General features: G+C 49.6%; 12 protein-coding genes. 2 read left to right on the top strand and 10 right to left on the bottom strand.

All coding sequences use genetic code 11. The features are described 5' to 3' along the window. Position 1: 1 nt before the first annotated feature. From KG631_RS17545 to KG631_RS17515, 7 genes are all read right to left on the bottom strand, one after another. Positions 2–1,333: a DUF58 domain-containing protein gene (locus KG631_RS17545; RefSeq protein ID WP_214000930.1), complete on the bottom strand. Its 1,332-nt coding sequence runs from the start codon at positions 1,331–1,333 to the stop codon at positions 2–4. Next, positions 1,330–2,304, bottom strand: coding sequence for a MoxR family ATPase (locus tag KG631_RS17540; protein WP_214000929.1), 975 nt, complete (start codon positions 2,302–2,304; stop codon positions 1,330–1,332). Before KG631_RS17540 ends, KG631_RS17545 begins: the two co-directional genes overlap by 4 nt. Beyond that, entirely contained in the window at positions 2,301–3,458 is a 1,158-nt protein-coding gene (locus KG631_RS17535) for a DUF4350 domain-containing protein (protein WP_214000928.1), read from the bottom strand. The genes KG631_RS17540 and KG631_RS17535 overlap by 4 nt, the downstream gene beginning before the upstream one ends. Further along, on the bottom strand, positions 3,455–4,966 hold the full coding sequence (locus KG631_RS17530) for a hypothetical protein (protein WP_214000927.1): 1,512 nt from the start codon (positions 4,964–4,966) through the stop codon (positions 3,455–3,457). The genes KG631_RS17535 and KG631_RS17530 overlap by 4 nt, the downstream gene beginning before the upstream one ends. Then, a complete protein-coding gene (locus tag KG631_RS17525) occupies positions 4,956–5,903 on the bottom strand; it encodes a stage II sporulation protein M (protein ID WP_214000926.1) in 948 nt (315 codons plus the stop codon). Before KG631_RS17525 ends, KG631_RS17530 begins: the two co-directional genes overlap by 11 nt. Continuing rightward, complete coding sequence (locus KG631_RS17520; protein WP_214000925.1) at positions 5,900–6,595, bottom strand: RDD family protein; 696 nt, start codon at positions 6,593–6,595, stop codon at positions 5,900–5,902. Before KG631_RS17520 ends, KG631_RS17525 begins: the two co-directional genes overlap by 4 nt. A gap of 88 nt (positions 6,596–6,683) precedes the next feature. Further along, positions 6,684–7,565 carry an NAD(P)-dependent oxidoreductase gene (locus KG631_RS17515; RefSeq protein WP_214000924.1) on the bottom strand — a complete coding sequence of 294 codons (882 nt, stop codon included), beginning with the start codon at positions 7,563–7,565 and terminating at the stop codon, positions 6,684–6,686. Between the two features lie 118 nt (positions 7,566–7,683). On the opposite strand from KG631_RS17515, the gene KG631_RS17510 reads away from it, so the two are divergent. Next, positions 7,684–8,163: a glutathione peroxidase gene (locus KG631_RS17510; protein ID WP_214000923.1), complete on the top strand. Its 480-nt coding sequence runs from the start codon at positions 7,684–7,686 to the stop codon at positions 8,161–8,163. An 85-nt stretch (positions 8,164–8,248) separates the two neighbouring features. Further along, complete coding sequence (locus KG631_RS17505; RefSeq protein WP_214001031.1) at positions 8,249–9,229, top strand: 2-hydroxyacid dehydrogenase; 981 nt, start codon at positions 8,249–8,251, stop codon at positions 9,227–9,229. Between the two features lie 29 nt (positions 9,230–9,258). Here KG631_RS17505 and KG631_RS17500 read toward each other — a convergent pair whose 3' ends face one another. From KG631_RS17500 to KG631_RS17490, 3 genes are all read right to left on the bottom strand, one after another. Further along, positions 9,259–9,651: a DUF2750 domain-containing protein gene (locus KG631_RS17500; protein ID WP_214000922.1), complete on the bottom strand. Its 393-nt coding sequence runs from the start codon at positions 9,649–9,651 to the stop codon at positions 9,259–9,261. Between the two features lie 73 nt (positions 9,652–9,724). After that, positions 9,725–10,153 carry a YqaA family protein gene (locus tag KG631_RS17495; protein WP_214000921.1) on the bottom strand — a complete coding sequence of 143 codons (429 nt, stop codon included), beginning with the start codon at positions 10,151–10,153 and terminating at the stop codon, positions 9,725–9,727. Between the two features lie 70 nt (positions 10,154–10,223). Beyond that, positions 10,224–13,358, bottom strand: coding sequence for an error-prone DNA polymerase (locus KG631_RS17490; RefSeq protein ID WP_214000920.1), 3,135 nt, complete (start codon positions 13,356–13,358; stop codon positions 10,224–10,226). Positions 13,359–13,372: the final 14 nt, after the last annotated feature.

Here is a 13,372-nt window from a genome sequence, read left to right as displayed (position 1 = left end):
ATTAAAGCATGCCTGAGCGCTTAACCCGCAGATAAGCGTTCAGGCTTTGTGGCAACAGGTCTTTTGCTCTGCTGCTGATACATAACACATTTTCCTTCTGTAAGCGTTGCCAGTTCCTTTGAAACAACTGATTTAACTTTACAGCCCCCAGATAACTATTAGCGTCCCTGCCCGTTGTCACAGGTTCACTCAGTGTTTGCCTGATAGCTTCATTTTCAATATGAATAACCCCAACCAGATGATGCTGCTGGAGTAATCTGACTGCCGGTAACAAATCGGAAAAATCTTCGTCCTGAAGTGTGGTCACGATCAACACCAGCGCGCGCTTTGGTTTTTTTGCAATCAACTGACGGGCAGCCAACAGATAATCGGGGCTAATATCAGAAGGATATAAATCATAGAAATGCTGCATCACCTGAGAGATATCCCGGACACTTCTGACGTTAGCCAGCCAACGCTCAGCCGCACCGAACGACTGCATACTAAACCAGTCACCATTTTTTAATATCGAATGTGCCAGCAGTAAAATGGCACTTAATGCCGCATCAAAATGGGTCCCGACCTCTGTTTCGACATGCATACGCCGTCCACTGTCGAGCATCACTATAACCTGCTGGCTTTGCTCTTCCTGAAATTCACGGGCAATAAGTTTTAAGCGCCGGCTTGATGCCTGCCAATCAATCTGGTTTTGACTATCGCCTACCCGATATTCCCGCAAATGACGAAACTCTGTACCGCTGCCCCGCTTATTAAATACTTTTATGCCGGGTACCGGCAAACTCCCTACGCCACTAAGTGCCGGTGATTTCATCAGCACCGAAAAATCGGGATACACTTTAACTCGTTGCTCAGCCGCTATATATCTTCTGGCCTGCCACAGACCACGAGGAAACTGCAAGCGGATATCCGTACCCTCAAGTGCTACCGGACCACGGCGGCTGGGCGTTACCTGATATTCAAACCTGAGCTTTTCCCTGGCTGCCAGTTTGCAGTCAAACTGCCGCTGCTGACGTAACCAATGCTCAGGCAAACGCTCTGCAACACTAAGCTCGATACTTTGCTGCGCATGGTTTTCAATAATCAGCTGATAACTGAATTGACAATTCAAATTGAGATTATGTGGCAGAATGCGCTGCACCGTAACCGGCATAAACTGTTTGAGCCGGGTCCATTCAAACCAGCTTGCCAGTAGTAAACCCGCAAGCAGTATTGCAGCAACCGCTAATTGCAACGACACACTGACATCCAGCGTTCCCAGTGCGAGAGTAACTAACGCTATGCCAGACATAGCCAGAAGCAGCCGGTTTGACGGGCGAATCGCTACCGGTTTCATTCGCGGGGTACTTCAGTCTTCATCAGGATAGCGCTGATAATGTCGTCCTCATTGGTCCCTTCCAACTCCGCTTCGGCCGACAAAATAATCCGGTGCCGTAATATCGGCTTTGCGGATAATTTAATATCATCTGGTATCACAAACTCACGACCATTCATCAGGGCCCGGACCTTGGCCAGCTTAATCATATTAATACTTGCCCGAACCCCGGCGCCATGCAGCACACCTGGCCAACTGCGGGTTTTTCTGACAATATCCAGTACGTACCTGTACAGCTTGTCATCAACCAGTACCTTGGTCGCCAGAGTACGTAATTGCATCAGTTGGGCACCATTGATCACCGGCTGCAGGGTGCTGACCTGTGCCTCGTTCGACTCGCCGCCAGTGTTGAGCAATAATAATTTCAACTCCTGCTCTAGACTGGGGTAGCCCAGCTTAAGCTTGACCATAAACCGATCCAACTCAGCTTCCGGTAACGGATAAGTGCCTTCCTGATCCAGCGGGTTCTGGGTTGCCATGACCATAAAAGGCCCTTCCAAAACCATACTGGTTCCGTCTATGGTAATTTGCAGCTCCTGCATCACTTCCAGCAACGCTGCCTGCGTTTTAGCCGGCGCCCGGTTAATTTCATCGGCCAGCAGTATATTGGTATAAGCAGGACCTTTTTTAAGCTCAAACTCGCCCTTCCCCATGTTATACAGGCTATGCCCAACCACATCTGATGGCATCAGATCAGGGGTAAACTGGATCCGGCTGAACTCGACATCGACAGATCGTGCTAACGCCCGTACCAACAGAGTTTTACCTAAGCCAGGCACACCTTCAAGCAGGACATGTCCGCCCGCCAGCAGCACCGCAATAACATCATCAACAATCTCATGCTGTCCCACCAGCACCTGCTGAATGTTCTGCCGTATCGCCGAGATCGTATCCCGGATCTGTTCTGTTTGCTGCGCACCTAACGCTGTCATATTGCTTTCCTTATTGTTTGCCAGAACCCAATATACTCAGCAATAGCAACGGATCTGGCAGGCCAGGGCTGATTAAAAAATTGATTAAGTTGCTGTAACGACATATTGCACCAGCTTGCTATCAGCTGCTGCTGCTCCGTTTCCGGCAAACGGGAAAAGCCCGGATAACGCCGCTCAGATAACCACAGTACATCCTGCATCAGTTGCTGTTTTAACCATTGTGCCGGCATCTGCTGCATCAGGAAATCGCCACTGGCGTGCAGATGCTGTTCAAACAGATTGTCGCGCGTGCTTAATGGCCGCACCGGTGGTGACAGTCGCTGTGCCAGGCGCCAGAATAGCAGCCCCAGGGTCAGTAACATTATTATCCATAGCGGCCAGTTCCATAACCACAGGCGCTGAAACCACAATAAAGTACCAGGATCTTTTATTACCACCAGCTGTCTGGCATCAGCCAACAGCGTTAGTAAAAACAAAGCATTGTCAGCTTTATCCAGCAAGCTGTTTTGCATAAACAGCAGTTGACTGGTAAAGGTGACTTTGCCACTGCCTGACACAAACTGGCAGGCAACAAAAGCATCCGACGGCTCGTCGTCATTTTCTTGTACTGTCATAACAGAGCCGGCACAGCGCTCAATGCGGGAATCTGGCATAACAGCCAGGTCTAACAGGCCGTTTTTAAAGTTCGCTTTCGCCTCTACAAAATTATTTCTGACAATGATATGCCAATACTGCTGCACGTAAGCTGCAGAGAGATCGATATCAAGCTCAAACCCTTGCGTCAGGCTGTTGCTGGCAACCTGTCTGCGATTGTCAGCAGACAATTGATACACCAGATGGCCACCGGCCTCGGTCCATTCCAGCAGCTCATCCGCTAATTCCGGGTTAAAACGTAAAATATTTTCATTAATAACCAGCACAAGATCAGATGGCTGGCCTGACGCTAGTATCGGCTTTAACTGCGCAATTTCAGACAGTTCAGATAACGAGCGGTCGTGTTGTTGTAATAGTAATTCTGAGGCCAGCCATGGCTGACTGATTGCCCGGCGGCTCAGACCGCTTTCCTCGGTAACCAGCTGCCACTGGCCACGACTAAAAGCCCAGATAATAATCAGCAGTAACGCGACACTAGAAAGCAATAACAGTTTTTTCATACCGTGGCCGCCTGCTGTTGCCAGCTTTCAAGCTCTGCCAGAATAGCGCCCAGGCTATCAAGAGACAGCTGCTGATGTCCCCAGGCAATAACAATCCATGAATCGATCAGCCGGCGGGTTGTCACGCCAATCTGCGCCGGTGTGCTGTGGCTGATAGCATTCAGACATTCATGTTCAGTCATGGTGGCAGAGAGCCTTACCGGATAGTGCTGCTGAATATGATGCAGGGCAAAACGGAGCAGACATGCCAGCATTAAACGGGCGTTAGCTTGCTGATGGTAGTACCTGGCCTGAGCCAATAAATCATCATGGTTTATCTCAGCGGGTAAATCGGCAAACATCAGCGGAATAGTCGGCTCAACTGGTGGGGCCTTAGCGATAAATGGCCGCAATAGCCGTTCGTAGTTTAGATAGAGCCAGTACAGCAATCCCAGACTCACCGCAATAATACATAACCAGCCCAGAACCCCCAGCCCGTCACCGATAAATGCCAAAAATGCCAGCCAGTCAGCATCAGCAACCTCAGTATGCTCGGTATCGTCCTGAACCCAACTGCTGGTATAATTTATCAGCTCTTGCTCCTGATAAATCTGCTCAACCTGCTGCCGGATCTGTTCTTTGTATTCCGGTTGATAAAGTGCCGTTGCGCCAGTGTCGCTGGCATCTTGCCCGGCAGTTGCCACAGAACTGGCGCCCTGATTGGCATTGGCACTCAATGGTTGTGGCATCACACCTAAAGTAAAACACAGCAGCAGAGCAACAGTGGTTGTCGCCGCTTTTAAACGGAGGGCTATTTTGCGGAACTTTAATTCAAGGTCCCACGCCTCCAGGGCGATTCGGCGATTAATATAAGTAAGAAAACCACCCAACACAAACAGCGGTGCGACCAGACTGTACGATAGCAGGGTCAGCACCAGCATAATGTAACCACCAGTGTTGCTTTCCATTATTTGAATACTGCTAATCCAGTCAGGTACCGCGCCAGCAGGTAAAAAGCTATATACCAGCAGCAACATAACCAACGCCAGCAGAAACTCAAGATGTAAACAAAAAACCAGCCAGTAGCCCTGGCGGTCATTATATAAGCGTTTTAACGTTTTGGTTCTGTTGCTACGGGCGTCCCCCTGTTGCTGCTCGAGTAACAACACAGGTGCTAAAAAAGCCCGGCGCCAGGCTAAACGATACCAGGTAATACTCAGCAGCAGCTGCCACCAGCCCCCAACCCGCAATGCACCAAGACATGAGCGGATAGCCGGCTTTTCTGAAAATACAGCCCGGCTGACATAGTGCAGCAACGGCCGTTCTAACAACGGCTTGCAAAGCCACACCACCGCAGCCGCCAGCATAGGATCGGCGAGTAACGTCACCAGCAAAGTCAGCGGTAACGCCAGCAGTAACCATAACAAAAACAGTGGCAGCCACATTAGCCGGTAACAACGGACCGCAAGATCAAATACTTGCCAGGGCGTGCGGACTTGCGGCTCAACAATTAACTGCTTAACGTCCAAGCACTGTCCCCCGGTACAACCAGTAAAATACCGCAGCCCAACCGATTGCACCTACAATATACTTCACGTCAGCCGCCAGCTGCCGGGGCGACCAGAACGCTTCGATACCGGCGGCCAGCACCAGCATCACAAACGCCACGGCCACAATAGGCATAACTTGGTGAGCAACCAGTTTTAATGCGGTAAGCCGATCATAGATGCCAGGGACTAGTAAACTAAAACCCAAACGACAACCCGCAGCACCACTTAACACTATTGCCGTTAACTCTACCGAACCATGGCCAATGACAAATGAAAAGAACGTTTCATTAAACCCCATGTTGATCATATGACCGGCAACGGCCCCCAGATAAAGCCCGTTGTAAACAATATAAAATAAGGCACCAATACAGAAAAACAGACCACCGGCAAAGGTTTGAAACGCTATACCGATATTGTTGTAGATGTAAAAGCCAAACATCATTACATCAGACTGAGCAGTGCGACCAGAGCCAGCGCCCCGGCTTGCCGGGTCATACATCTCACTGAATTTTTCAACATCTGCTGCCGACATAAAATAATTGATGTTATCAGCAGAACTGCAGACAAACATTGCGGCTGCCAGCCCCAAGCCATAAAACAAAATTAAATTCAGCCAAATCCATTTTCTAAACTGATAACAAGCCTGCAATGCCCTGACACCAATTAACTGGCGTAAGGCAAGCCAAACCGGTTGATTATTCTGATACAAGTGCTGCTGACCCAGCGCGACTAATTGGTTCAAACGGTCAACTAAGACAGGGCTATACTGCCGGCTACGGGCAAGACTCAGATCGCTGCATAACTGCCGGTATGCGGCTGGAAACAACTCAGGCTGGGTAAAACTGCCTGCAGTTAGTTCTTGTTCCAGCTGACGCCAGAGTGCCTCACGCTGTCTGACAAACTGAGACTGCTTCATACTTTCTCACCGGCGTAATAAGCACCTAATGCACATAAATAAGCGACAGGATCATCGGTTTCAATATCAAGGGCATTGATTACAAGCTCAGCTAATTCCTTCTGCCGCTGCACTGACAAGCTGCCGTGGCGTAACCAGAAATCGAGAATAACTGCCTGCTCAGCGGTATTAAGAGGCTGTGGTGCCTGAGTTAATGGCTGGCCGCTGGCTTTAGGTAAGAGTTGTATTTGCTGCTTATATACCACCATGGTGCCACCCGCCCAGTCGCCCAACCGTTTGAAATTCTGGCTCAATATCATTGATAACAACCCCAAAGCGTAGCCAATGGGAAACATATCGACAGGACGTAACAGATTGCGAAGCAAAATAGCAGTAAAGCCGGCAGGCAAACCATTGTCTGCCACCACCTTAAGGTTCATCCGGCGCTTACCGGGAGAAGCACCGCTGCGGTATTCAAAAAAAATGTAATAACACCAGTTAAGAATAAACAATGTTACCAGCAGAATGCCTTCACCTGCCTGGCCAATCTGACTTAACACCAGGGCAGCGGCTAAAAAAATTAATGCCCGAAAGATAAAATCGATAAAAAAAGCCGCCGTTCTTACTGCAATACCAGCGGGCACCAAAGTAAGGCTGACACCTTCCGGCAATTCAATACCGATTTTATTGTCAATAATTGCAGTTGAATTCAAAAAAATATCTTACTAAATAAAAAAACGCTGACATCTTGGCGAATGCGAATTAAATTAGCAAGAAAAAGCGTCATTATTTACATTAATTTCAGCGCTTTAACCTGGCCAGCAAACTGGAGGTATCCCAGCGGCTGCCGCCCATTTGTTGTACTTCACTGTAAAACTGGTCGACTAATGCCGTTAAGGGTAAATGGCTGCCGTTTTTACGGGCTTCGTTTAAGGCGATACCTAAATCTTTACGCATCCAGTCAACGGCAAAACCAAAATCGTATTTACCATCGAGCATGGTTTTATAGCGGTTCTGCATTTGCCAGGACGACGCGGCGCCCTGAGAGATCACTTCCACCACTGCCGCGCCATCTAAGCCGGCATTCTGGGCAAAATTAAGTGCCTCGGCCAGGCCTTGCACCACACCGGCGATACAAATCTGGTTAACCATTTTCGCTAACTGGCCAGAACCGGCCGGCCCCAGCAACTTAGCACAACGTGAGTAGCTCATAATGGCGGCTTCGCTCTTGTCAAATGCCGCAGGCTCGCCGCCCAGCATTACCGTTAGTACACCATTTTCCGCACCGGCCTGGCCACCGGAAACCGGTGCATCTAAAAAGCCAATCTGTTTTGCTGCGCAAGCTTCGCTAAGCTCACGGGCTAACTCGGCAGAAGCTGTAGTATGGTCAATCAGGACAGCGCCCGGCTGCATGGTCGCCAGCACACCTTCCTCACCATAGGTCACTGAGCGCACATCATCATCGTTACCCACACATAAGAACACCAGGCTGGCATCAACAGCCGCTTGCGCAGGGGTGGCACCATAACTCCCCCCATATTGTTTTACCCAGGCTTCTGCTTTACTGACGGTACGGTTATACACGCAAACCTGATAGCCTTTTTGCTGTAAAAAACCGGCCATCGGATAACCCATAACACCCAGACCAATAAATGCGACTTTACCTTTGCTTTCAATTGACATAAAAATGACTTATAGCTGTGAAATGATAGGCTGTTAGCTTACAAACTTAGTCACTTAAAAGAAAGCTGAATGCCGTAATCAGCGTACAACTAAATTTAAAGCAAAATCGGGGAGCAGAATGACCAATATTCATCAATTTAAAGTCAAAAATGGCCAGGGCCAGGAAGTGGATCTGGCGTCATATCGCGGTAAAGTGGTGTTAATTGTCAATACCGCCAGCCAGTGTGGCTTTACCCCGCAATATCAACAGTTAGAAGAGTTATATCAAAAATTTAAAGACCGCAATTTTGAGATTTTAGCGTTTCCCTGCAACCAGTTCGGTAGCCAGGAGCCCGGCGACAATAACGACATTCAGCAGTTTTGTCAGCTAAACTATGGGTTAAGCTTTCCGGTAATGGCCAAAATTAATGTCAATGGCTTAAAAGCCTCGCCGTTGTTTGAACATTTAAAAGACAGCGCCCGCGGCTTACTGAAAACCCGGGCCATTAAATGGAACTTTACCAAGTTTTTAATCAACAAACAGGGCGAAGTAGTGAAACGCTACGCTCCCCGTACTAAACCCGGCAGCATCGCCCAGGCGATAGAAGAACTGCTGTAACTTTGATCTGGCGCTAATTATGACAACTTCAGCTGATCTACACTTATCCGAAAATGACGGGTCGCAAGCAAGTGTGGGGTTACCAATGAAAGTTGCCGTGTTCAGTGCCAAAAAATATGATCAGGATGGCTTTGCGCAGTGGGCCGATCCCAGCCTGCAATTCAGCTATTTTGACAGTCGCTTAAATGCGCTGAATGTTAAACTGGCTCAGGGTTGTCACGCTATCTGTGCTTTTGTAAATGATGATTTATCAGCTGAAGTTTTGCAGCAAATGTCAGTTATGGGTATTGAAATGGTGGCGCTGCGCTGTGCGGGTTTTAATAATGTTGACCTGGATACCGCTAAAGCGCTGGGCATTCGAATTGCCCGGGTACCCGCTTACTCGCCGGAGGCCGTAGCAGAGCACACCGTGGCAATGATGCTGACATTAAACCGTAAGCTGCATAAAGCCTTTAACCGGGTGCGGGATGATAACTTCGCCATTGACGGCTTACTGGGCTTTAATATGCACGGTAAAACCGTCGGTTTAATTGGCACCGGCCGGATTGGCCTGGCAACCGCCCGAATTTTGCAGGGTTTTGGCTGTAAATTGCTGTGTTACGACGTCGAGCCTGCAGCAGAATTGCAAGGTCACTATGTCAGCCTGAATGAGCTGTATGCCCAAAGTGATATTATCAGCCTGCACTGCCCGTTGAACCCGGCCACCAAGCACCTGATTAACACTGATTCGCTGGCGAAAATGCGTGATGGCGTGATGCTGATTAATACCAGTCGCGGCGGCCTGGTAAATACTAAAACAGTAATTGCAGGTTTAAAAAGCCGCAAGATTGGTTATCTGGGGCTGGATGTGTATGAGCAGGAAGCCGATATCTTCTTTGAAAACTTATCAGAGCAGGTCATCGATGACGACGTATTTAAACGGCTGCTGACATTCCCTAATGTGCTGATCACCAGTCATCAGGCGTTTTTCACCAAAGAAGCCTTGCAACAAATAAGCAGTATTACCAGTGACAACCTAATGGCATTTGCCGGCGGTAGTACCACCGGCAATGAATTAGTGCCCTAAGTCATACATTAGTGCAAAAAGCGCGGCGTTCAGGCGTCGTCGCTCATTTCATCAATTAAGGTTTCTGCCAGTTCATCCGGCATCACGACCACGCCCGGGCCATCAGCATCTGGCAATACAGCAATTGCCAGATCGTCACCAATTAAGCCTGAGGTCCACTTATCCAGCCAGGTTTTAACGTCAATCGCTTTGGCGGTACAATGTTGCCATTCGCCTTCAATCCATTGCTCAGCCAGTTCGGCATGTGGCCATACCGGAATACAACGCTCTTCTTCGGCGCTTACCAGCACAAAGCCTTCGTCGTCGGTTAAAATCCAGATCTCTTCTAAATCAGCTACCGCCTGAATAAAGTAATCGTAACGCTGCTCGGCATCCAAAGCCACAATCCGGCTAAGCTCTTCAGTTGATAATTGGTATTCCATAATGATTTCCTGCAAATAAAAAAGTGTGCTAATGATGACGGATCTGGCCCTATAAAGCCATTAGTAAAACGAATTACCAAAGCTGCAGAGCCACAAATAACAACAATCCATAGCGGGCTCCTTTACCCAGCGTTACCAGTAGTAAGAATAGCCCAAAGCGAACCCGCAAGGTACCGGCTACCAGGGTTAGCGGATCACCGACTATGGGCAGCCAGGCCAGCAGCAAGCTCCAGCTGCCGTAGCGGTTAAAATGCAGTTCAGCTTTGGCTAACTGCGCCGGGCTAACCGGAAACCAGCGTTTATGCTGATAACGCAGTAACTGTTTGCCCAGATACCAGTTAACACAAGAACCCAGCGTATTACCACTGGTGGCTGCCAGCCATAAACCAAAGACAGCATAACCTTGCTGTTGCAATGCCAGCAACAATAGCTCTGACGATGCTGGCAGTAAGGTTGCAGCAATAAAGCCGGTAGCAAATAAAGAAAAATAGCCGAAAAGCATGGTAAGGCTTTAACCCTCGTTTGAAAACGCAGGCACTGTAGCAGATTATCAAACTGAGTTAATAATACTGCTAATGAAAATCCCGCGACTTACTGACAAAAGCGGCTAACTCGCTGCTTAAATCGGTCAGGCGGCCGGCGATAACATGGGTTACCTCACCTTCGCGCTCTAAAATACCATCTACCTGCAGTATTTTTGCGGTTAAAAACGCTTTATGCTGAGCCTGAGCGGTAGCCAGCCATACCACCACATTGGCGGTGCCGGTTTCATCTTCCAAGGATAAAAAGGTCACCCCCGCAGCAGTGCCTGGTCTTTGCCGCAACGTTACCAGGCCGCTGATCCGCACCGGGCTTTTATGTCGGACGGCACTAAGGCCTGCCACTGAAGTACTGCGTGGCAATTTACCGGCCCGGCGCAGCAGCGCCAGCGGGTGTTGCTGTAAGCTTAGGCCGGTGGCGGCATAGTCTTCCAGTACCTCGTCTAACTCAGAAGGGGCTGGCAATAGCCCCCCCTGGTACTTCGCTGGCGTCTCTGCCACCGCAGCACTGGCTAAATCATTTTCTTCATCACTATTTTTTTCAGCTAGCCCCTCACAGAAAAGCGGTAAACTCTGCTGCTTATCCAGCAACTGCCAGCGGCTGTTGTAACGGTCGCCACTGATTGAGACTAACGCATTGGCGCTGGCCAGCGCCTGCAAATCACTGCAGTTAAGCCCAGCCTGGCGTAACTGGCTAAGCGAACTGTAGCCAGCCGCCGGGCGGTGTTGTATTAACAGCTCAGCCCCAGCCGCGCTTAGCCCCTTCACCTGTCTGAACCCCAGGCGGATAGCATAATCTTGCTGATTAGGTTGTAAAGCATAATCCCAGACTGAGCCATTTACACATACCGGCAATACCGTTACCTGATGCCTTTTGGCATCCTGTAACAGTTGCGACGGACTGTAAAAGCCCATTGGCAGGCTATTGAGCAGTGCCGTATAAAAAGCTGGGGGATAATAATGCTTCAGCCAGGCCGATACATAAGCCAGTACGGCAAAGCTGGCCGAGTGTGACTCCGGAAAACCGTACTCGCCAAAACCACAAATTTGCTGGTATATGCGTTCAGCAAATTCCAGCTGATAACCCCGGTTTTGCATGCCGTTAATCAGCTTGTCTTTAAACTGCAGCAGTTCACCGGTTTTTTTCCAGCTGGCCATCGCCCGGCGCAACTGGTCGGCCTCGCCACCGCTAAAACCCGCCGCCACCATAGCCAGCGCAATCACCTGCTCCTGAAAGATCGGCACCCCCATAGTGCGGCTTAGCACCTGCTCCACTTCCGCTGACGGATAGCTTACCGGCTCAATGCCATTCCGCCGTTTTAAATACGGGTGTACCATATCGCCTTGAATAGGCCCCGGCCGCACTATGGCAATTTGCACCACTAAATCGTAATAACAGGCGGGTTTTAAACGCGGTAACATACTCATTTGCGCCCGTGATTCAATCTGAAACAGTCCCACAGTATCGGCCTGTTGGATCAGCTGAAACACCGCCGGATCATCACCCAGGGCATTGATACCCGCGATACTCAGCGAGCGCTGATAATGCTGCTGAACCAGCTCAAAACACTTACGAATAGCCGTTAACATGCCCAGCGCCAGCACATCGACTTTCAGCAGTTCCAGCGTTTCTAAATCGTCTTTATCCCACTGGATCACGGTTCTGTCGCTCATGGCGGCGTTTTCAACCGGCACCAGCTCATACAGTGGCCCTTCGGAGATCACAAAACCACCGACATGCTGCGATAAATGGCGTGGAAAACCGCGCAGTTCATCTACTAACTGCACCAGTTGCCGGGTAGTCTGGCTGTTACTGTCCAGCCCCAGCGCCCCCAGTTGTTGCTGCCAGCTGCTGGTCGCATCACGGCGCTGTATATTCTTAATCAGAAAGTCCAGCTGGCTAACCGGTAAACCCAGGGCTTTACCGACATCACGTAAAGCACTTTTAAACCGGTAACTAATCACAGTGGCCGCCAGCGCCGCCCGCTCCCGGCCGTATTTCTGATACAAATACTGGATAACTTCTTCCCGGCGTTCATGCTCAAAATCTACATCGATATCGGGCGGCTCCTGGCGCTCTTTTGACAAAAACCGTTCGAACAACACCTGAATTTGCCGCGGATCAACAGCGGTAATCTGCAAGCAGTAACACACTACTGAATTAGCTGCTGAGCCGCGACCCTGATACAAAATATGGCGGCGTTGAGCAAACTGCACCAGATCATAAATGGTCAGAAAGAAATACTCATAGTTAAGCTCTGCTATCAGCGCCAGCTCTTTTTCAATTAATGCCTGCACCCGGGCAGGCACGCCGTCGCTAAAACGGATTTTACTGCCCTGGATAACTAACTGTCGTAAATAACTGCTGGCCGTTTGCCCAGCTGGTACCAGCTCGGCCGGATACTGATATTTCAGCTCACTAAGGTTAAAACTGCAGCGCTCAGCTATGGCACAGCTTTCGTTCAGTAAGCTTTGAGGAAATAACTTCGCCAGTTTGGGCAAGGGCCTCAGTGCCCGCTCAGCATTGCTGAGTAATTCACGGCCCAGCTCCCGCAACGGCTTGCCGGCTCTGATGGCACTAACACAGTGCTGTAAAGCCAGCCGCTCTGGCCGGTGCATTAATACCGCACCGCAGCTTACCTGGGTTAACTGATATTGGCTGGCAACCTGCTGACAATAGTCTGTAAATGCCTGTTCGTTATGGCTTAACTGCCGGCGCATCGCCAGCCATAGCCGCCCGGCATGATATTTTTGCAGCCACTGCGCCCAGTAATGATCACTCTCCAGATCGCCACTGGGCAGCCATAATATAAAACAGTGCTTAACCGACATTAAATCCCATTCGGTTAACTGATATTCGCCTTTGCTACTGCGGCGCCTTGCATTGGTAATTATCCGGCACAATTCACTGTAGGCCGTTTTGTCTGGGCAAAGTAGCACCAGCTGCAGCTTATCCAGCACAAAAACACTGCCGATAATTAATTTCAGCGCCAGTTGCTGCTCGTTAATAGTGCGATAAGCCCGCACGACACCGGCCACCGAACATTCATCTGTAATAGCCAGTGCCTGATAACCCAAAGCTGCAGCCTGAGTGACCAGTTCCTGTGGACTGGACGCCCCCTGCAGAAAACTAAAATGGCTTTGACAAAATAGCTCAGCATAATCCATGGCCAATTTCCCCA

The sequence above is a fragment of the Arsukibacterium sp. genome, assembly GCF_018402695.1.
In the GTDB taxonomy this organism is placed as follows: domain Bacteria; phylum Pseudomonadota; class Gammaproteobacteria; order Enterobacterales; family Alteromonadaceae; genus Alishewanella.
This window is presented reverse-complemented; position numbering and strand designations above follow the sequence as displayed.